This is a genomic window from Streptococcus parasanguinis, assembly GCF_023109675.1.
GTDB lineage: Bacteria > Bacillota > Bacilli > Lactobacillales > Streptococcaceae > Streptococcus > Streptococcus parasanguinis_I.
In genome coordinates, this window is record NZ_JALDUR010000012.1 from 40010 (window position 1) to 61197 (window position 21188).

A 21188-nucleotide genomic window follows, 5' to 3' on the forward strand; every position below is an offset into this window, starting at 1 on the left:
GTTTAAAAAGAGTTCTTGAATAGGACTCTTTTTAAATTTACAGACTTGTAAACCCATCGATCCTGATCAACAAAAAGAATAGTAAGATGCTTGTTTTCTAATATAAAGCGTGTTAAAATGGTAACTGCTCAAAACGACCTTCAATCGTTGAAGCAAACCACGACCTTCAATCGTGAGAAACGAAAAGATGGGAGAAATCTATGAGTGATAACTCGAAAACACGTGTTGTTGTTGGTATGAGTGGTGGTGTGGATTCATCTGTAACAGCTTTATTATTAAAGCAACAGGGTTACGATGTCATCGGTATCTTCATGAAAAACTGGGACGACACAGACGAAAATGGCATCTGTACAGCTACAGAAGATTACAAAGATGTAGCAGCGGTTGCAGACCAAATTGGCATTCCTTACTATTCTGTCAACTTTGAGAAAGAATACTGGGATCGTGTCTTTGAATATTTCCTTGCCGAATACCGAGCTGGTCGAACACCAAATCCGGATGTCATGTGTAATAAGGAAATCAAATTTAAGGCCTTTTTAGATTATGCTATGACACTCGGTGCAGATTATGTAGCGACAGGGCACTATGCGCGTGTGGCGCGTGATGAGGATGGCATTGTCCATATGTTACGTGGCGTTGACAACGGGAAGGATCAAACTTATTTCTTAAGCCAACTGTCACAAGAACAACTTCAAAAAACCATGTTCCCATTGGGACATTTGGAAAAGCCTGAGGTTCGCCGTCTAGCTGAAGAAGCTGGATTGGCAACAGCTAAAAAGAAAGACTCAACTGGAATTTGCTTTATCGGAGAAAAGAATTTCAAAGAATTTCTAGGGAACTACCTTCCTGCCCAACCAGGTCGAATGATGACCATCGATGGACGAGATATGGGTGAACATGCTGGTTTGATGTATTACACAATCGGTCAACGGGGTGGACTTGGAATTGGTGGCCAACAAGGTGGAGACAATGCTCCATGGTTTGTAGTTGGGAAAGACCTCAGTCAAAATATTCTTTATGTCGGTCAAGGCTTCTACCATGAAGCATTGATGTCAACAAGTTTACAGGCTAGTCAAGTTCACTTTACACGAGATATGCCAGAAGAGTTTACATTAGAGTGTACAGCTAAGTTCCGCTATCGTCAACCAGATTCTAAGGTAACTGTACACGTTAAAGGTGACAAGGCAGAAGTGGTTTTTGCAGAACCTCAACGAGCCATTACACCAGGACAAGCTGTTGTTTTTTACGACGGTGAAGAGTGTCTAGGCGGTGGCTTGATTGACAATGCTTATCGGGATGGAAAAGTTTGTCAGTATATTTAGAATTTTCTAGGAGGAACGAAAGTGTTTCAGTTCTTTAAGAAAAAAATAGAGAACACAAAGACTATCTCTGATTATAAGAAACAATATTTGAGGGAAAAAACGACGGAGTCAATTGAAGCTTTGTTCAAGGAATTGAAGAAATCTAAAGTTTGGGTTCCCTTTAATGCTTCTTTAATGGATGGGAGTGACGAACAAGAAGGTATTCGTCTAAAACCGGATATTCTACGAAAGGGAGACGACTACTTTTATCCTTGTTTCTTGACGGAACAGGATATTCCTAAAGATTATTACGATCGTTTTTCTTGGCTGCAATTACCTTTTACGGACTGTTTATTTACTGCAGAAAGGATAGGAAAGTTTCCAGTGAGAGGGATTGTTCTAGATGCATTCTCTGATCCAGTTGAGATTGACAAAGGAGTTTTTGAAGCAATCCGTCAGTCTTAGTATATTTAAATTGACAAATTTTCTCAATTTGCTACAATGATAAAAGCAATAGAAATGATGGTCAAAGCTCATGGATGTTGTAGGCTTTTTTGTCCTGCACTTCTCAGAGTTTTGACTATTTTTGTGTGATTTCGAAAGGAAGTAAAATGAGGCAACAGGATTTTCGGACGAAAATAGGTTCTACTGTTTTTGGTGTGAGAGCGACTGCTTTGATTGTAAAAGATAATCGCTTGTTCGTCATAGAAGATGAGGACGGCTGTTATACAATCGGAGGTGCTATTCAAGTCAATGAAACTACAGAAGATGCTGTAGTTCGGGAAGTAAAAGAGGAACTTGGTGTTACATCTAAAGCAGGTCCACTAGCTTTCGTGGTTGAAAATCACTTTGAACAAGCTGGAATCCACTACCATAACATTGAATTTCATTATTTTGTGGACTTGCTGGAAGATGCACCTTTGGTCATGCAGGAAGATACAAAGCAATTACCTTGCCGTTGGATTGCTTTAGATGAATTACATACTGTTGACCTGAAACCGGCTTTTTTAAAATCAGCCCTACCAGACTGGGACGGAAAATTACGACACATCCATCTTGAGAAATAGGAGAAATAGAATGAATAATAACTTTATAGAAGAATACGATATCATTGTAATCGGTGCGGGGCATGCGGGAGTAGAAGCCTCTCTAGCTGCTAGTCGTATGGGTTGTAAGGTCTTACTTGCGACTATTAACATTGAAATGCTGGCTTTTATGCCTTGTAATCCCTCTATTGGTGGTTCTGCTAAGGGGATTGTCGTGCGTGAAGTCGATGCCCTCGGTGGAGAAATGGCGAAGAATATCGACAAGACCTACATCCAAATGAAAATGCTCAATACTGGTAAAGGTCCTGCGGTTCGTGCACTTCGGGCTCAAGCAGATAAAGAACTTTACTCAAAAGAAATGCGGAAAACGGTTGAAAACCAAGAAAATTTAACTCTTCGCCAAACTATGATTGATGAGATTTTGGTGGAGAATGGTAAGGTTGTTGGTGTAAGGACTGCCACTCACCAAGAGTATGGGGCAAAGGCTGTTATTGTCACTACTGGGACAGCTTTGCGCGGAGAAATTATCATTGGAGATCTCAAGTATTCGTCAGGACCTAATCATAGTCTAGCTTCTATCAATTTGGCCGATAATCTCAAACAACTAGGATTAGAAATTGGACGTTTCAAAACAGGGACACCACCTCGTGTAAAGGCATCGTCAATTAATTATGACGAAACGGAAATTCAACCTGGAGATGAAGCTCCAAATCATTTTTCTTATACATCGCGTGATGAAGATTATGTAAAGGATCAGGTTCCTTGTTGGTTGACTTATACGAATGGGCATAGCCATGAAATTATCCAGAATAATTTACACCGGGCACCTATGTTTACAGGGGTTGTAAAGGGAGTAGGTCCTCGCTATTGTCCATCCATTGAGGATAAAATTGTCCGTTTTGCTGACAAAGAGCGTCATCAACTATTCTTAGAACCTGAGGGACGAAATACAGAAGAAGTCTATGTTCAAGGGCTGTCAACGAGTTTACCAGAGGATGTTCAACGGGATCTCGTCCATTCTATTAAGGGGCTTGAGAAGGCAGAAATGATGCGAACGGGTTATGCGATTGAGTATGATATGGTTTTGCCTCATCAATTGCGCGCAACTTTAGAAACCAAGAAAATTTCAGGTCTCTTTACAGCTGGCCAAACCAATGGAACGTCTGGCTATGAGGAAGCTGCTGGTCAAGGAATTATTGCAGGGATCAATGCGGCTCTAAAAATCCAAGGAAAACCAGAACTCATTTTGAAACGCAGTGATGGTTATATTGGGGTCATGATCGATGATTTGGTAACAAAGGGAACGATCGAACCGTATCGTTTGTTAACAAGCCGTGCAGAATACCGTCTGATTTTGCGTCATGATAATGCCGATATGCGCTTGACAGAAATGGGACGAGCAATTGGATTGGTAGATGATGAACGTTGGCAACGTTTCGAAACCAAGAAGTATCAGTTTGAAAACGAGATGAAGCGTTTAGATAGTATTAAGTTAAAGCCTGTAAAGGAAACCAATGAAAAGATTGCTGCAATGGGCTTTAAACCATTGACAGATGCTGTCACTGCTAAAGAATTCTTGCGACGACCAGAAGTCTCTTACCAAGATGTGGTAGAATTTATCGGTCCTGCAGCTGAAGAACTGGATGATAAAATCATTGAATTGATTGAAACTGAAATTAAATACGAAGGCTATATCTCAAAAGCAATGGACCAAGTCGAAAAAATGAAGCGTATGGAAGAAAAACGAATTCCTGCGAATATTGACTGGGATGATATTGACTCTATTGCAACCGAAGCGCGTCAAAAATTTAAATTAATTAATCCAGAAACGATTGGTCAAGCAAGTCGTATCTCAGGTGTCAATCCAGCGGATATCTCTATTTTAATGGTTTACTTGGAAGGTAAATCTCGGAGTATCTCCAAAAACAAAGCAAACCACTAATCAAATGGGGCTGAGATGATGTTTCAGCCTCAATTTTATGGATTGAAATCTGTTGTTACTATTTACACAGTTGTAAACCTTGTTTACAAAGTAGTGAAGCCGAGGAAGAGCTTTTACAGGTCGATCTTCTCTGTAATATAGAGAGAAACCTCGCTTTTTACCTCTATTTATGGTATAATTCCGAGAAGAGGTTTATGATGAAAAAATTTCGTTTATCGTTCATCCATTATGTGTTAATTGGTTTTATTTCATTTGCAATTTTAGCAATTTTTTTAAGAATCTTTGGCAAAGGCTATGTAACTCTCATTGCAATTTTTTTAGTCTTAGCTGGATTGATTGCTTTATTTGAATACCAGTTACAAATTTCAGAGTTAGATGAATTAGAACAAATACAATATGTTAACCATCAGGCAGAAAGCGGATTAGCATCCCTCCTTGATAAAATGCCTGTTGGAGTTATCAAGATTAATGAAGAATCAAATGAAGTAGAGTGGTTCAACCCTTATGCTGAATTGATTTTTTCAACAGATGATGGAGACTTTGATGTTGAATCCTTGAAAAAGTTACTCAATACTCTGTTTGAGGATAAAGGTCATTATGTCACTGTAGCCGATAAGAAATATTCTGTTTACTTTGATCAGACGTCTAGTGTTGTTTACTTTTTTGATGTTTCAAGTGAGTATGAAGCAACTGTGGGATTGGTGACAACTCGTCCCGTTATCGGTATTATTTCTGTTGATAACTATGATGATCTAGAAGATGTCATTTCAGACTCTGATATTAGCAATATCAATAGTTTTATTGCCAACTTTGTAGAAGAGTTTACAGCTCATTACCATATGTTTTACAGACGTGTGGGGATGGATCGTTTCTATTTGTTTACAGACTACACGGTCTTAGAACAGTTGATGGAATCAAAATTTTCTGTCATCGATCAATTCCGTGAAGAAGCTAAAAATCGTGAGCTACCTATTACCTTAAGTATGGGATTCTCGTATGGTGACGGGGAGCATGATGAGATTGGTAAAGTGGCTCTCTTGAACCTAAACCTTGCGGAAGTTCGTGGTGGGGATCAAGCAGTAGTCAAAGAAAACGATGAACAGAAAAACCCTATTTTCTTTGGTGGTGGAACAGCTTCTGCTGTGAAGCGGACGCGGACTCGCACACGCGCTATGATGACAGCTATTTCGGATAAGATTAAATCCGTTGATCAAGTTTTCATTGTTGGGCATAGAAACTTGGATATGGACGCTTTAGGAGCGTCTGTGGGAATGCAGTTTTTCTCTAGCAATATTTTGGCTTCCTCTTATGTGGTCTATGACCCGCATGCAATGGCTAGTGATATTTCAAGAGCAATTGCGAAACTAGAAGAAGAGCAGGTAACGAAAATCCTTCCCCTAGAGGAAGCCATGCAAATGGTGACGGATCGCTCTTTGTTAATTATGGTTGACCATTCTAAGACAGCCTTGACCCTTTCTAAAGAATTTTATCAGGAATTCCAACAGATTATTGTCATTGACCATCATCGTCGGGATGATGATTTCCCTGAAAATGTTCTGATCACCTATATTGAAAGTGGAGCAAGTAGTGCGAGCGAATTGGTTAGTGAACTTATTCAGTTCCAGAAGTCGAAGAAAAATCGGTTAACGAAGATTCAAGCTAGTGTCTTGATGGCTGGAATTATGCTGGATACTAAGAACTTCTCCGCACGTGTTACGAGTCGGACCTTTGATGTGGCGAGTTACCTTCGTTCAAGAGGTAGTGATAGTGTAACCATCCAGGAGATCTCTGCGATTCAGTTTGATGAGTACCGCGAAGTGAACGAACTGATCTTGACTGGTGAAAAGATTTTGCCGCATATCATCGTAGCTTGTGCCAATACGACTAAAGCCTATGATTCAGTAACTATTAGTAAAGCAGCTGATAGTATGCTAGCCATGTCTGAGGTGGAAGCAACCTTTGTCATTGCTTGTAATCAAAGTGGAACTGTCTCGATTTCTGCACGAAGTCGAAGCAAAGTCAATGTACAGCGTATCATGGAACAGCTTGGCGGAGGAGGTCATTTCAACTCGGCGGCTTCTCAAATTGAGGGTCAAGATTTAATGAGTATTCGTCAACAACTGATTGAGACTATTGAAAACGAAGTAACTATTGAAAAGGAGAATGTAGAATGAAAGTTATTTTCTTAGCGGATGTAAAAGGTAAAGGTAAAAAGGGCGAAATTAAAGAAGTGCCTACTGGTTATGCACAAAACTTTTTGATCAAAAAAAATCTTGCGAAAGAAGCCAATGCCCAAGCAATCGGTGAGCTTCGTGGAAAACAAAAGTCAGAAGAAAAAGCGCATGCTGAATTGTTAGCGGAAGCGCAAAAGATTAAAGCAAAATTAGAAGAAGAAGCAACTGTTGTTCAATTCACTGAAAAAATTGGGCCAGATGGCCGTACTTTCGGCTCTATTACTAATAAAAAGATTGCAGAAGAGCTTGAGAAACAATTTGGCATTAAAATTGATAAACGTCATATCCAAGTTTCCTCTCCAATTCGTTCAACAGGTTTGATTGACATCCCTGTAAAAATTTATCAAGATGTTACAGGTGTGATTAATATTCGTGTAAATGAAGGGTAAACACGATCGATAGAAAGGTTTTTTTATGGCTGAGATAGAGGAATTACGAACACAACCTCAGGATATCCAAGCGGAGCAATCAGTGTTGGGAGCCATCTTTATTGATGAGGGGAAATTGGTCTTTGTTCGTGAATATATCGAGCCTGGCGATTTCTTTAAGTACTCGCACCGTTTGATTTTTAAAGCCATGATCGATCTAGCTGACCGCGGGGATGCGATTGATGCGACGACTGTTCGAAATATTTTAGATAGTCAGGGGGATCTCCAAAATATTGGCGGTCTCTCCTATTTGGTAGAAGTCATTAATTCGGTACCAACTTCAGCTAACGCGGAGTATTACGCGAAGATTGTTGCCGAAAAAGCTGTCTTACGTCGATTGATCTCTCGATTAACGGAAAGTATTAATCAAGCTTATGATGGTGCAAGTCCTTCAGATGAAATCATTGCGGGTGCTGAAAAAGCTCTGATTGATGTTAGTGAAAACGCAAATCGTAGTGGATTTAAAAATATTCGAGACATCTTGAATATAAATTTTGGTAGCTTAGAAGCCCGTTCGCTTCAAACCTCTGATATCACGGGTATTGCGACAGGCTATCGCGATTTGGACCATATGACGACGGGGCTACATGAGGAAGAATTGATTATTTTAGCGGCTCGTCCTGCGGTAGGGAAAACAGCCTTTGCTCTAAATATTGCTCAAAATATCGGGACAAAGTTGGATAAGACAGTGGCTATTTTCTCATTAGAAATGGGTGCTGAAAGTTTGGTAGACCGGATGCTAGCTGCTGAAGGCTTGATTGAATCCCATTCGATTCGTACAGGTCAATTGACGGATGAAGAGTGGCGGAAATATGCCATTGCTCAAGGAAATTTGGCCAATGCGAGTATTTACATCGATGATACCCCAGGAATTCGGATCACTGAGATTCGTTCGAGAGCAAGAAAATTGGCGCAGGAAACAGGGAATCTCGGTCTTATCCTGATTGACTATCTGCAACTGATTACAGGGACTGGAAGAGAAAACCGTCAACAGGAAGTTTCAGAAATTTCTCGTCAGTTAAAAATTTTGGCGAAGGAACTAAAAGTTCCCGTCATTGCTTTGAGTCAGCTATCACGTGGTGTGGAACAGCGCCAAGACAAACGTCCTGTTCTTTCTGATATTCGTGAATCTGGATCGATTGAGCAGGATGCGGATATTGTTGCTTTCTTGTACCGTGATGATTATTATGATCGAGCTGGTGAAGAGGAAGAAGATGGAATGCCCAATAATACGGTTGAAGTGATTATCGAGAAAAACCGTTCAGGTGCGCGTGGGACAGTCGAATTAATATTCCAAAAGGAATACAATAAATTCTCAAGTATTTCAAAGAGAGAGGATCAATAAGATGAGTGATGCATTTACAGATGTTGCAAAAATGAAAAAAATTAAAGAAGAGATCAAGGCCCATGAAGGACAAGTGGTTGAAATGACGCTTGAAAATGGACGGAAACGTCAAAAAAATAAATTTGGACGCTTGATTGAGGTCTATCCTTCTTTATTTATTATCGAGTATACGAACGACAATAGCTTACCAGGTGAACCAGCTAATACATACGTGGAGTCTTACACCTATTCAGATATTTTAACAGAGAAGAATTTAATTCGTTATTTGGATTAATTTCTTGCTTTTATCGTCTAAATCAGTTATTATAATAAATACATATGGGAGTCTGTGTACAGTCTGAGAGGAAGTGTAAGCTTCGACCGCACCTGATCTGGGTAATGCCAGCGTAGGAAACAAATGAAATGTATTTTTCGTTATGAGTGACCTTGTGCAATCCGTCTCCTATTTTGGAGGCGTTTTTTATTTGTGAGAAAGGGGGTTACGATGTCTCTTGTAAAAAGATATTCAAAACAGTTGATAGGATTTGCAGGTTTTAGCAGCCTTCTTGTCTTATGGCAGTTAGCAGGTTTTTTAAATATTCTCCCCAAATTTGTATTACCAACGCCACTTGAAATTGGAAATGCCTTTGTACGAGATCGAGCTCTCCTGATTCATCACAGTTTGTCTACCCTTCAAGTGGCCTTGATCGGACTTGTTATAGGGGTTCTTCTTGCTGCCGGCTTTGCGATTCTCATGGATAGTTTTCAATGGGTGAATGATCTGGTCTATCCTTTTATGGTTGTTATTCAAACCATTCCGACGATTGCCTTGGCCCCTATCCTGGTTCTTTGGTTTGGTTATGGTATGCTTCCAAAACTGGTTTTGATCATTATTACGGTGGTATTTCCCATCGTAGTCAGTCTGTTAGATGGTTTTCGGCATTGCGATCAAGATATTCTGAGATTGTTTCAGATTATGCAAGCCAATCGCTTTCAGACCTTAGCTCATTATAAAATTCCTGCAGCGCTTCCTTATTTTTTTGCAGGTTTACGTGTGAGCGTTTCCTATGCTTTTATCAGTACGGTAGTTTCAGAATGGTTAGGAGGTTTTGATGGATTGGGGGTCTATATGATCCAATCGAAGAAGTTATTTCAGTATGATACGATGTTTGCGATCATTGTATTGATTTCTGCTATTAGTTTACTCGGTATGTTTCTCGTTGATCAATTAGAACGAACCATTCTAAAATGGAAAAAGGATTGACAAACTTGTAAATGGTGTAAAAATTAAATTGACAAAAATGTAAAAGAGGTATAGCTAATGAAAAAGTCAATAGGTTTATTTTTCTCAATAATATTGGGATTTGTTTTCTTGAGTGCTTGTCAAAATTCTGTCAAGCAATCGTCAAGTGGTTTGAAAAAGATTGATTTTATTCTAGATTGGACCCCGAATACCAATCACACGGGTCTCTATGTAGCAAAGGAAAAAGGGTACTTTAAAGATGCAGGACTGGATGTAGATATAAAACTTCCTCCGGAAGACAGTAGTTCTGATTTGATTATCAATGGGAAAGCTCCATTTGGTATTTATTTCCAAGATTCTATGGCCAAGAAATTGGATAAAGGTGCGGGTATTACCGCTATTGCAGCTATTGTCGAACACAATACGTCAGGGATTATTTCAAGAAAAGATGCAGCGATCACAAGTCCAAAAGATTTGGTTGGTAAGAAGTATGGTACCTGGAATGATCCGATTGAGTTGGAAATGATCAAATCGATGATGAAAAAAGAAGGGGCTGATTTTAATCAAGTAAAATTGGTTCCAAATAGTGATTCAAATTCCATTACTCCGATTGAAAATAAGGTCTTTGATGCTGCTTGGATTTATCACGGTTGGGATGGAATTTTGGCTGAGCAAAAGGGAATGAAAACCAATTTCTTCTATATGAAAGATTTTGTTCCTGCATTTGACTACTATTCGCCTGTTATTATTGCTAACAATGACTATTTGAAATCTCATAAAGAGGAAGCAAAAAAATTCATTCAAGCGGTGAAAAAAGGCTACCAATATGCTATAGAGCATCCAGAAGAAGCAGCAGATATCTTGATTAAACAGGCCCCTGCTTTGGCTAACCAGCGTGATTTTGTACTAGCTTCTCAAAAATATCTTTCCAGTCAATATGCTTCAGACAAGGATAAATGGGGACAGTTTGACTCCAAACGTTGGAATGCTTTTTATGCTTGGGCAAAAGAGCAAGGATTGGTTTCAAATGACTTAGAAGACAAAGGTTTCACAAATGAATTGGTAGGTGACTGATATTTTAACCGTAAAAGATGTAAGTTTCTCTTTTGGAGATAAAGCAGTTTTAAACAATGTATCACTAGAAGTGCAAAAAGGAGAAATCGTCTCTATTCTAGGTCCAAGTGGGGTAGGGAAATCAACCTTGTTTAATTTAATTGCTGGGATCCTTCCCTTACAAAAGGGCGCTATAGAAGTAGATGATGCCCCGATCTCCTTTGGAAAAGTCAGCTATATGCTACAAAAGGATCTTTTGTTAGAACATAAGACAGTATTGGGAAATATTATTCTTCCCCTTCAATTAAAAAAGATTCCTAAGGAAGAGGCAACATCTACAGCTCTAAAATTGTTAGATGAATTTAAATTGGGAAGTATCGCCAACCTTTATCCTAATGCGCTGAGTGGGGGGATGCGGCAACGGGTGGCGCTATTAAGGACTTATCTATTGGGTCATTCTGTCTTCCTATTAGATGAAGCTTTTAGTGCCTTAGATGAATTGACAAGGCAGGATCTTTATCACTGGTATCTAGAAAGCAAGGAACGTCTTGGTCTCACCACTCTAGTGATCACTCATAGTATCGAAGAAGCTTTGACATTGAGTGACCGGATCTATATCTTGAATCATAATCCCGGTGAAATTATTGCAGATCTTCCTTTAAAATGGGATCCAGCAACGGATAGAGACTGGCAACAATTGCAATATAAAAAACGAATCATAGAATTATTGTCTGAATTTCATTGAAATTGTTTTGAAGGACTTTACAAAGTTTCTATTCCGTGATAGAATAGAGTTTGTGCGAAATGACAGCAGGACAAAATGAAGCTCGTCAACAGGAAGTCAGCTAGAAAAGTAACCTTTGCTGTTTGGGCGAAGGCTTTCTGAACGAATCAGGTTTGTCTAAAACGTTATTTCCTACAAAAATTATTTTTATAGGAGGACATTTCAAATGTCACGTTATACAGGACCATCTTGGAAACAATCTCGCCGTCTTGGCTTGTCACTTACAGGTACAGGTAAAGAATTGGCACGTCGTAACTACGTACCAGGTCAACACGGACCAAACAACCGTTCAAAATTGTCAGAATACGGTTTGCAATTAGCTGAAAAACAAAAACTTCGTTTCTCTTACGGACTTGGTGAAAAACAATTCCGTAACTTGTTCGTACAAGCTACTAAAGTTAAAGAAGGAACTGTCGGTTTCAACTTCATGCTTCTTTTGGAACGTCGTTTGGATAACGTTGTTTACCGTCTTGGACTTGCGACTACTCGTCGTCAAGCTCGTCAATTCGTTAACCACGGTCACATCCTTGTTGACGGAAAACGCGTTGATATCCCTTCATACCGCGTAACTCCAGGTCAAGTGATCTCAGTTCGCGAAAAATCAGCTAAGGTTCCAGCTATCCTTGAAGCTGTTGAAGCTACAGTTGGACGTCCAGCATTCGTATCATTCGATGCTGACAAACTTGAAGGTTCATTGACTCGCCTTCCAGAACGCGATGAAATCAACCCAGAAATCAACGAAGCACTTGTCGTTGAATTCTACAACAAAATGCTTTAATTTTAAGATATACTTTGCAGAAAGCCTACTACAGTGGGCTTTTTGTTTTGTCTTAAAGGGTTGATTTCTGGCTTTGCTCCCCTTTTTGTTTTCTTAAAACCTAAACCTGCTAATAAAAAAACTCCTGATCTAGATCGATCAGGAGAGACTGTTACCGTAACATTTTCATTAAAAATTCAGCCATTTGTTGAGGACTTTCTTTTTTTCCGCGCGAAACCCACATCTGACAGACTCCGAAGAAGGCATTGGTCAGATAGACAGAACTGTAGACTCTTTCAATATCTGTTAATGATTTATGACTATAGCGCTCTTGCAAACTATCAACCAGAAGAATCTGTAATTTATGTCGTAAGAAGGTTTGGATCTCTTTGGTTCCATTCTCTGTCAGAAGAACTGCAAAGATTGGCTCCTTGGTTAGGAATTCGAACACTTCTGTAATCGCTTGGCGCTTGTCGTCTTGGTGTTTGTCAAAGATATATTCAAGCTTGTGAAAGAGTGCTTGTTGGTAGCGCTCGATCATATCGTACTTGTCTCGATAGTGGGTATAAAAGCTAGAGCGACTAATGCCGGATTCTTGTGCTAACTCAACCGTTGTGATTTGGTCGAATGATTCCTTTTCTAGTAGTCGAACCATCGCCTCCTCGATATTTCGTTTTGTTTTTAATCGTTTATTGCTCTCAGTCATCTGTTAATCCTTTTTGCACAAAATTATACACAGTGTCTAAAAATAAAGATTTCCTACTTGTGAAAATTTCTAGAAACTGTATAATCTATTATATCAGAAATTTAGACAATGTGTATAAAAAGGAGACAAAAAATATGATGAAAGAATGGAAGGCTATTCTTAAAAAGCCAACATTTATCATTGTCATGATTGGGGTTGCTTTGATTCCAGCTCTTTATAATATTATTTTTCTATCTTCCATGTGGGATCCATATGGCCAAGTTTCGGATCTTCCTGTAGCGGTTGTCAATAAGGATCAATCTGCTACATATAATGGACAAAAGATGGAAATCGGAAAAGACATGGTGTCCAATTTGAAGGACAATGACTCACTTGATTTTCATTTTGTAGATGAGAAAGCTGCGAAAGATGGTCTTAAAAATGGCGATTATTATATGATTGTAACCCTGCCTGAGGATCTTTCAAAGAAAGCTAGCTCTATCTTAACCAATCATCCAGAACAGATGACCATTGATTACCAAACGTCCAGTGGTCATAGTTTTATCGCAGGAAAAATGAGCGACACTGCGATGACAAAGATGAAGCAGTCAGTGGCCGAAAAAGTGACCAATACGTATACAACAGCTTTATTTTCCAAAATGGGATCGCTTAAATCTGGTATGGGGACAGCGGCAGATGGAAGTGCTAAATTAGCAGATGGTGCAAGTAAATTGGAAGATGGTGGTCAAACACTGTCTACTAATTTGAATACATTGGCTCGTTCAAGCTTAGCATTTTCAGATGGTGCGACTACTCTTCGTACGGGTCTAGCAGCCTATACAGATGGTGTTGGTCAATTAGGAAATGGTCTCAATCAAATGGCTGGTCAACTTCCAAACTTGGTATCTGGCGTCAATCAATTAAATAATGGGTTTGGTACTTTTAATACAGGCTTGATGGCTTACGCTACCGGAGTGGATCGATTAGGAAATGGTCTCAATCAAATGGCGAGTCAAACCCCTCAGTTAGCTTCAGGAGTTGGTCAATTAACCAGTGGTATGGGGACCCTCAATGATGGTCTTGGGAATTATACCAATGGCGTGCGTCAATTGAATTCAGGCCTATCTAACTTTTCAAATGGTTTAGCAACCTATACAAATGGAGTCGCTACTTTATCAGAAGGAGCGGGTCAATTAAGTAGTCAATCTGCTACCCTTCGAAATGGGGTTTCACAATTAGAATCAGGTATTCAAACATTATCAAGCCAGCTACAAGCTTCTACAAGTCAATCTGCTCAGATTGATCAATTGGCAGCTGGTTTGAACCAATTAAATGCAGCGATTCAAAATGCTTCAGTAGATACCAGTCAACTTTCGTCTGGATTGACGAGTATTGCGAATTCAGCTCAATCAATCCTTGCTTCAGCCCAAGCGGATCGTGCAAATGCCCTTGCAAGTGTACAAGGGACAGCAGCCTATCAAGCAATGACAGCTGACCAACAAGCGGAAATCAATGCGGCGATCTCATCGAGCCCAAGCTCGAGTGAAACGGCGGCTCAAGGGATCTTGACTACGATTCAAACGATCCAAGGTAGTTTGAATACAGGAAATAGCTTGACACAACTGCAAACGGCAGCCAATCAAGTTTTACCGACAGCTTCTTCTACCTTGACAGACTTGTCAAGTGGTTTGTCTAAGATCCAATCCGCAGTTAGTGGACAATTGTTACCAGCTAGTCAAACCATCAGTCAGGGGATCGACGCTTATACAGCAGGTGTCGATAAAATCGCTAATGGAGCAACCCAACTTCAGACCAATAGTAGCACTTTAACGGATGGTGCTAGTCAGTTAGCAGCAGGTGTTGGCCAACTAGATAGTAAATCATCAGAATTACTTGCAGGAAGCAATCAATTAGCTTCTGGTCTAGGTGAGTTAAATGGGAAGATGCCTGCCTTGACATCAGGCATGAATCAACTGGCTTCAGGAGCGACTCAATTAACAGGTAAGTCGGGTGAATTGGTTGCCGGTGCTGGAAAATTAGCTGACGGTGTAGGACAATTGAACAGCAAAACTCCAGAGTTGGCAGGTGGTGTCAACAAACTTGTCACTGGTGTCAATCAGTTGACAGAAAAATCAGGTCAATTGGTGACTGGTGCTGATAAACTAGCCGACGGTGCAAATCAAATCTCAGATGGGTCCAGCAAATTAGCAGCAGGTGGCCAAACATTGACAAATGGTTTAGGTGAATTAGCAACAGGAAGCCAAACCTTGAGTCAAGGATTAAACGATGCTAAGGGACAATTGAATGTGGCTACAACTGAAAAAGAAAACGCTAAAACCTTAGCAGATCCTGTCACTTTGTCTAAAACAGACCGTGACAATGTCCCGGTGAATGGTGTCGGAATGGCTCCTTATATGATCTCTGTAGCACTCTTTGTTTGTGCCTTGTCAACCAATATGATCTTTGCAAAATTGCCATCCGGTCGTCATCCTGAAAGTCGCTGGGCATGGTTTAAATCTCGCTTTGAGGTCAACGGAACGATTGCGGTGATTGCAGGAGTCTTGGTCTATGGTGCCGTTCACTTGATTGGTTTATCAGCTAATCATGAGATGGCTACTCTCTTCCTTTGTGTGATTGGTAGTGTGGCCTTCATGTCTATCGTGACTGCTTTGACAACATGGCAAAGAAAGATCGGTGCTTTCCTTTCCTTGATCCTCTTGCTCTTGCAATTGGCTTCTAGTGCAGGAACCTATCCTCTTGCTTTGACAAATGGCTTTTTCCAAGCCATTCATCCATTCTTGCCAATGAGCTATACCGTTTCTGGTCTTCGTCAAACGATTTCGATGACAGGAGAAATTGGAAATCAAGTGGCCTTCCTTCTGATGACTATTGCTCTTTTTGCAGGGCTAGGAATGTGGTTCTATAATCCAAAACAATATGAAGAGGACTAATCTTCGGGAACTCCCAACAGAATGTGTTGGGAGTTTTTTGTTTCATGTGAAACAAAAATTCTCGCTTGTCTAAGCGAGAATGTAAATTATTTAAAGAAGACGACATCAGGATTTGGAGTAATATAGAGAAGTTGGTCGTTTTCAAAGACCAGTTGGATAGTGTTGTTTTTATAGGTGTAAATGGTGTAGTTTACTCCGAATTTAGAAGCTTGTTTGAGATCAACAGCTCCCATCAAAAAGGCGTGAGCTTGTTCCCCTGTGATTTTTCCCTCGTGGTAGAGCCCTTTAATATTTTCTAATTCGGTATTTTCAAAAGATTCGGCAATATAAGCAGGGTCTGTTATTTGTTTCTCTGGATTTCCAAGAATTGTTTGGACAAGAGCGGTGGTATATCCTTCATAATCCGGCGTCTGTGCAAAAATTTTATCGTCATTTCTAGAGTAGGCTACTTTTAGGTTTCCTGTCGCATAAATCTTATCTTTTGGAGCTTCTTGAGCATTTTTAGGGAGTCCTTCGGTCGTGACGATGTCAGAAGAGGTTTCCGTAGTAGTTGAGGGAGAGCTAGAGGAGTTGCTTGAGCTATTTGAACTGGTTGAGCGACTCGGGAGGCTAGAACGACTCGAGCTACTTTTTTTAAAGGTTTTCTTTTTTGAGCTGGTAGCAGTGGGTACTTTTTTAAAGTTGATCTTAAGGTCCGGCACACAGGCTGATAGAAAAAGAAGAGACAGCAAGAGTGTGAAGAAAAGAGGGAGTGTCTGTTTTTTCATCATGTTCCTTTCGATAAGCTGATTGAATTTCTATTCTATCATAAAAAAGGCAACAAAAAAAGGTCAGGAAGAAATCCTGCCTTTGTTTGTTATTATTGATGCCCGCCTCCAGGTCCACCGCCTTGAGGTCCGCCACCTCCGGGAGCACCACCGCCTCCAGGCATGGAGTTGACAATTTCCGTTTGTTTTTCACCGTTGATATAGATGTCTCCACCAGTGTAGGTAGCAGTACCATCAAAGTCGAATCCAGATTGACCCGTTAATTTAATGGTTCCTCCGGTAACAGTGATATTTCCATTCGAATCAATTGGATCGGTATCGCCTTGACCAACTTCAACGTTGAGGGTTCCACCATTCATAGTGAAGAAAATTTCATCTTGGTTAGCATTGGCATTGGCAGCATTGACACCGTCATCGGTTGCATAGATGGTGATATCTCCACCGTTGATGGTGATCGATTTTCCTTCGAGACCTTCGACAGACTCTGTTACCTTGTAGGTTCCGCTATCGATGATCAGATCACCAGAAGCATGGATTCCGTCGTCTCCTGCGGTGATGGTCATTTTGTTATCTGAAAGGTACATAGTTCCGACCGAAGTATCTTCATCATTATCCACCTTGACTGCATCTTCATCTGCATCGATGGTCATGGTCGTACCAGTGATATTGAGTTCGTCATTGACGTTGAAGGCATCTCCTACAGCCGTGATCTTATAGGTTCCACCTGTGATGTGGAGAGTGTCATTGGCCTTGATACCGTTGTTCTTCTTGGCGTCAATGTTGAGCGTACCTGAACCATTAATGGTGAGGTCGCCTTTAGAGAAGATCACTGCGTCGGCATCTTCATCATTGTTTGAACTTGAATCAGACAAGGTATTGGTCGTGCCATCTGCTAAAGTGAGGTAGACATGTCCTGCTTTCGTAGCAGAAATTGGCGCGTTGGTGTTGGTCATGGTAACGCCTTTCAGGACGATGTGAACATCATCTGAGTCACCTGCTTCGACCTTGATTTGAACCCCGTCGGATTCACCAGAGATGACATAGGTTCCGGCCTTTGAGATGGTCACAGTTGATCCAGAAACGGCTACGCCGTCACCTGATACAGTTGCAGACGAACCAGACAGTTTTACAGTAGAGGCTTTGCTTTCATCATAAGAGCTGTCCTTGTCCTTATCTGTAAAATAGTTGGAATTGTTTGTTTTATTTTTTGAAGTAGAAGTAGCGGTTGTTTGTGCAGTATTGCTTTTTGTAGCTGATTGTGATGACGCCTGGGTGCAAGCTGTCAGTAAGGTGAGGGTTGCGGCCCCCGTTAATAAAAATTTCCATTTGTTTGATTTCATGAGCTTTTCCTCTCGTTCAATTGATATACTCCTAGTCTAAAGTTGCTAGCTGAAAGTTTCCTAAAGTTTTTCTGAAAGGAACCTTAACTTTAGTTTTCTTTAAGTTTGGCTTAATGACCAGTTAAGAAAGTCCTATTAAACTAGAAAGCACGTAAGTCGTATTCATACTGACTGAAGGTTAGAAACAATAGCCCCCTTAAAGGAGAAGAAACATGAAAAAAACAATTGAGACAAGTTTCAAACGAATCGAAACAAAATATATCGTCGCAAAAGATGACGTGAAGGACTTGATCAAAGACTTAAAAGAATACGTCGTAGAAGATGATTACCCAACCTCAACCATTTCAAACATTTATTTTGATACAGAAAATTTTGATGTCATTCAAGATGCTCTTGCCAAACAACACCGCCGTGAAAAAATTCGGATGCGGACTTATATAGAAAAACCTCAAGCAGACAGTCCAGTGTTTCTAGAGGTGAAGTCAAAAGATGAAGAAGGAATTGGCCATAAATTCCGCCTAGTCGCCACTTCACAAGCCATTATCAACTTGATGACAGATGGGAAAGTAGATCATCAGATACAAGATCCAGACTTAGTGCAAGAGATTCGGAGATTGAGCAAACGTTATGGTCATCGATTGGAACCACGGATGTTCATTTACTACGATCGCTTGTCTCTCAAAGAAAAGAAATCCATTCAGGGTTATCCTTATCAGAAGATTCGCGTGACAATCGATCAAAACCTAGTCTTTCGAGATCAGGCTGTTAGCCTTTTTGATGGGAAGAAAGGAGAACCTCTACTAGAGGATGACTTCGTGATCATGGAAATTAAGGCTCCTGGCCAAGAACCTAAATGGCTAAAGGATATTCTAGATAAGTACGGACTGGTCAAACAGAAATTTTCAAAATATAGCTGTGCTTATCATAAATCACAAGGCTTGGATTATGCCCCAAGACCAGTTCAAGAAACGGTAGGTGCTGCCTATGTCTAATCTATTTGATTCTATTTTTAATAATGCTACAGCAACGGTGGATCCCTTGCGCTTGCTGCTGGCCCTTTTGGTCAGCCTCTTTCTAGGGCTGGCCCTATCTTGGACCTATAAATACCGGACACTTTACACTCGAGAGTTTGTCATTAGTTTGACCTTGCTTCCTTGTATGATGACCTTAGTGATCTTTTTGGTCAATGGAAGTTTGGGAACCTCGATTGCAGTGGCAGGGACCTTTAGTTTGATCCGTTTCCGGTCAGCTACAAGTGGTTCTAGAGAGTTGATTGCGATTTTTCTTGCCATGATTATAGGATTGGCGGCAGGTTCGGGCTATCTTTTATTGGCCATTTTATCAACCCTTTCTTTACTAGGAGTGTGGCTGGTATTAGAGAACAAACAGAGTAAGGCAGACCATCAACGGCGCCGTCATTTGACCATAACTGTCTCAAAACAAGATTCTGTTGCAGAACAAATCAGCCAGTTGTTGGACCAATGTTGTTCAGAAATTGACTTTATTTCTGTCACAACGGCCCAAGCTGGAGAACAACTGACCTTGAACTATGAGGTAAATATGAAATCAAACATTGATGATTTTGGCCTTGCCAATCTATTGATTAGCAAGATTGAAAATTGTGATGTCGCTCTGACAAAGAAAGCGAAGAAAAGAAAGAATCTATAACGGCTATCCTACTTTAGGATAGTTTTTTAGGGTTTTAAGAACTTTTTAAGAAAAAGTGGTATACTGTTTCTAAAAAATGGAAGGAATCCTTTATGAAAAAGACTGCTATTTTTGAAGATGTCGTCTCTATTATGATCCATGATTCATCTACCAGCAAGGATCGAAAAGGATGCGATCCAGAGCCTTTTCGAGAAAACATTACAGATGATATGACAGATGATGCCTTTCTCTATCAAGTTAAGGCTTACCTAGCTAGTTTTGGGGTGATCGGGCATATTTCCTTTCGTGATAAAAAGGCCAGTCAAAAAGGGTTCCTTTTGAGAATAAATGAACAGAAATTGTATGTTGAGGAAGCTAATGAAGATACTGGTCTTCAAGTAGGAGATCAAATCCTAACTCTGGATGGAAGTGACTTGGATCAGATAGCTTCTCTTCATAAAGACTATTTTATCAGTAAGACCCCAGAAAGACACTACCGAGAATGGGCGGATTTGGTCTCTCAGTCAACGAGTGTCACCCTGCTTCGAGAAGGGATAGAAAAGACCATTAAAGTAGTACCCAGTCGAGAACCGATCCAGGATCATATTTTTTGGAAACGATTAGATGATGAGATTCTTTATCTTCGTCTGGATAACTTTATGGATGAAGGAGCCATTAGTCGGGTATATCAAGAGTGTTTACCGATGATGACGGAAGTCAAGTTTCTTCTCATTGATGTTCGACGTAACAGTGGAGGGACGGATTCTCTATATCTTCCTCTGTTACATCTAGGCTTAGAGAAGGATCAGGGCTATGATTCGCTTGACTGGGATGATGATGGCATGGAAATTCTCTATACGGAACGTAATGTTGATCTGCGCTTGAAAGACTTTGAGGACTGGATGCAACAGGAAGAAATTAGTCCCGAAACAGTTAAGCTACTTGAAGATATGAAAGAGAATTTGATCCACCATCGGGGGAAAGGCTATGTACCGTATAAGCAAGAAAGTGAGGAATTCTTCCCAGAGGTTAAAGGTGGCCACTATCCTGAACGGATCTTTGTCTTATCAGATATCTATTGCGGTTCTTCTGGCGATAACTTTGTTCAGATGATGAAGCAGTTTAAGAAGGTAACGGTGGTAGGTAGACCGACTCTCGGAATTTTAGACTATTCCAATTGTTGTACCGTTGATTATGGCGATTATCAATTGATGTTTCCTACTTCTCGTTGTCTATGCGTAGATCAAGGTAAAGGAATGACGGATCAAGGTGTTCTACCCGATATAGAGATTCCTTGGACACCTAGCCATTTCGAGAGAGATGTGGATCTGGACAAGTGTCTGGAGTTGATTCATCAGGGGACTGTGAAATAGAATAGGATTTCAACCAGAAAACTGATTAAAGAAAAATGCTTTCGTTAAACGACTTGAATGATCTGAAATGATAACGTTTTCTACGACATTCTCACTATGTTTAAAATTGCTTACTTGGTATAAAAAATGGTAAAATAGTGAGTAACAATCAAAATGAAGAGTGAAACTTATGAAACATAAAACACTTTATAAATTTATCGGGCAGACGGTCTTGTATTTCGCCATTTTCCTAGCCCTACTTTATTTCTTTAGTTACCTTGGTCAAGGTCAGGGTGGCTTTATCTACAACGAATTTTAGAAAAGGAGACTCCTA

General features: G+C 40.2%; 20 protein-coding genes. 17 read left to right on the forward strand and 3 right to left on the reverse strand.

The window, feature by feature from the left end:
- The first annotated feature begins 200 nt into the window (after nucleotides 1–200).
- The 12 genes from mnmA (at nucleotide 201) to rpsD (ending at nucleotide 12133) form a co-directional block, all read left to right on the forward strand.
- The gene (gene mnmA / locus M1G14_RS08560) at nucleotides 201–1322 is read left to right on the forward strand and encodes a tRNA 2-thiouridine(34) synthase MnmA (RefSeq protein WP_024056473.1); all 1122 of its coding nucleotides are present in this window, start codon (nucleotides 201–203) and stop codon (nucleotides 1320–1322) included.
- 21 nt (nucleotides 1323–1343) lie between these two features.
- Entirely contained in the window at nucleotides 1344–1766 is a 423-nt protein-coding gene (locus M1G14_RS08565) for an SseB family protein (protein ID WP_024056474.1), read from the forward strand.
- A gap of 146 nt (nucleotides 1767–1912) precedes the next feature.
- Nucleotides 1913–2368: an NUDIX hydrolase gene (locus M1G14_RS08570; protein WP_024056476.1), complete on the forward strand. Its 456-nt coding sequence runs from the start codon at nucleotides 1913–1915 to the stop codon at nucleotides 2366–2368.
- Between the two features lie 10 nt (nucleotides 2369–2378).
- The gene (mnmG, locus tag M1G14_RS08575) at nucleotides 2379–4289 is read left to right on the forward strand and encodes a tRNA uridine-5-carboxymethylaminomethyl(34) synthesis enzyme MnmG (RefSeq protein ID WP_024056477.1); all 1911 of its coding nucleotides are present in this window, start codon (nucleotides 2379–2381) and stop codon (nucleotides 4287–4289) included.
- Between the two features lie 197 nt (nucleotides 4290–4486).
- Nucleotides 4487–6463: a DHH family phosphoesterase gene (locus M1G14_RS08580; RefSeq protein WP_024056478.1), complete on the forward strand. Its 1977-nt coding sequence runs from the start codon at nucleotides 4487–4489 to the stop codon at nucleotides 6461–6463.
- Complete coding sequence (gene rplI, locus M1G14_RS08585) at nucleotides 6460–6912, forward strand: 50S ribosomal protein L9 (RefSeq protein WP_024056479.1); 453 nt, start codon at nucleotides 6460–6462, stop codon at nucleotides 6910–6912. The genes M1G14_RS08580 and rplI overlap by 4 nt, the downstream gene beginning before the upstream one ends.
- 25 nt (nucleotides 6913–6937) lie before the next feature.
- Nucleotides 6938–8296 carry a replicative DNA helicase gene (dnaB, locus tag M1G14_RS08590; protein ID WP_014714093.1) on the forward strand — a complete coding sequence of 453 codons (1359 nt, stop codon included), beginning with the start codon at nucleotides 6938–6940 and terminating at the stop codon, nucleotides 8294–8296.
- A 1-nt stretch (nucleotide 8297) separates the two neighbouring features.
- Nucleotides 8298–8570: a Veg family protein gene (locus M1G14_RS08595; RefSeq protein ID WP_003009183.1), complete on the forward strand. Its 273-nt coding sequence runs from the start codon at nucleotides 8298–8300 to the stop codon at nucleotides 8568–8570.
- A 210-nt stretch (nucleotides 8571–8780) separates the two neighbouring features.
- Entirely contained in the window at nucleotides 8781–9539 is a 759-nt protein-coding gene (locus M1G14_RS08600) for an ABC transporter permease (RefSeq protein WP_021154138.1), read from the forward strand.
- 57 nt (nucleotides 9540–9596) lie between these two features.
- The gene (locus M1G14_RS08605) at nucleotides 9597–10592 is read left to right on the forward strand and encodes an ABC transporter substrate-binding protein (RefSeq protein WP_049475071.1); all 996 of its coding nucleotides are present in this window, start codon (nucleotides 9597–9599) and stop codon (nucleotides 10590–10592) included.
- The gene (locus tag M1G14_RS08610) at nucleotides 10585–11316 is read left to right on the forward strand and encodes an ABC transporter ATP-binding protein (RefSeq protein ID WP_024056481.1); all 732 of its coding nucleotides are present in this window, start codon (nucleotides 10585–10587) and stop codon (nucleotides 11314–11316) included. Before M1G14_RS08605 ends, M1G14_RS08610 begins: the two co-directional genes overlap by 8 nt.
- Nucleotides 11317–11521: 205 nt before the next feature.
- Complete coding sequence (gene rpsD / locus M1G14_RS08615) at nucleotides 11522–12133, forward strand: 30S ribosomal protein S4 (protein ID WP_003002210.1); 612 nt, start codon at nucleotides 11522–11524, stop codon at nucleotides 12131–12133.
- A gap of 151 nt (nucleotides 12134–12284) precedes the next feature.
- Here rpsD and M1G14_RS08620 read toward each other — a convergent pair whose 3' ends face one another.
- Nucleotides 12285–12818, reverse strand: a complete 534-nt coding sequence (locus tag M1G14_RS08620) for a TetR/AcrR family transcriptional regulator (RefSeq protein WP_247926520.1) — start codon at nucleotides 12816–12818, stop codon at nucleotides 12285–12287.
- Between the two features lie 134 nt (nucleotides 12819–12952).
- Here M1G14_RS08620 and M1G14_RS08625 point away from each other — a divergent pair, with 134 nt between their 5' ends.
- On the forward strand, nucleotides 12953–15748 hold the full coding sequence (locus tag M1G14_RS08625) for a YhgE/Pip domain-containing protein (RefSeq protein WP_024055447.1): 2796 nt from the start codon (nucleotides 12953–12955) through the stop codon (nucleotides 15746–15748).
- A gap of 86 nt (nucleotides 15749–15834) precedes the next feature.
- On the opposite strand, the gene M1G14_RS08630 is transcribed toward M1G14_RS08625, so the two are convergent.
- The gene (locus M1G14_RS08630; protein ID WP_083324087.1) at nucleotides 15835–16518 is read right to left on the reverse strand and encodes a DUF4947 domain-containing protein; all 684 of its coding nucleotides are present in this window, start codon (nucleotides 16516–16518) and stop codon (nucleotides 15835–15837) included.
- 89 nt (nucleotides 16519–16607) lie between these two features.
- Nucleotides 16608–17855 (reverse strand): carbohydrate-binding domain-containing protein, encoded by a 1248-nt coding sequence (locus M1G14_RS08635; protein WP_049522628.1) that lies wholly within the window; start codon nucleotides 17853–17855, stop codon nucleotides 16608–16610.
- Between the two features lie 212 nt (nucleotides 17856–18067).
- On the opposite strand from M1G14_RS08635, the gene M1G14_RS08640 reads away from it, so the two are divergent.
- The 4 genes from M1G14_RS08640 (at nucleotide 18068) to M1G14_RS08655 (ending at nucleotide 21173) form a co-directional block, all read left to right on the forward strand.
- Nucleotides 18068–18847, forward strand: a complete 780-nt coding sequence (locus tag M1G14_RS08640; protein WP_049522629.1) for a polyphosphate polymerase domain-containing protein — start codon at nucleotides 18068–18070, stop codon at nucleotides 18845–18847.
- Nucleotides 18840–19523, forward strand: a complete 684-nt coding sequence (locus tag M1G14_RS08645) for a DUF4956 domain-containing protein (protein ID WP_049522630.1) — start codon at nucleotides 18840–18842, stop codon at nucleotides 19521–19523. The genes M1G14_RS08640 and M1G14_RS08645 overlap by 8 nt, the downstream gene beginning before the upstream one ends.
- A gap of 92 nt (nucleotides 19524–19615) precedes the next feature.
- Complete coding sequence (locus tag M1G14_RS08650) at nucleotides 19616–20875, forward strand: S41 family peptidase (protein ID WP_024055452.1); 1260 nt, start codon at nucleotides 19616–19618, stop codon at nucleotides 20873–20875.
- A gap of 169 nt (nucleotides 20876–21044) precedes the next feature.
- Nucleotides 21045–21173 (forward strand): teichoic acid D-Ala incorporation-associated protein DltX, encoded by a 129-nt coding sequence (locus M1G14_RS08655; protein ID WP_003002102.1) that lies wholly within the window; start codon nucleotides 21045–21047, stop codon nucleotides 21171–21173.
- Nucleotides 21174–21188 lie beyond the last annotated feature (15 nt).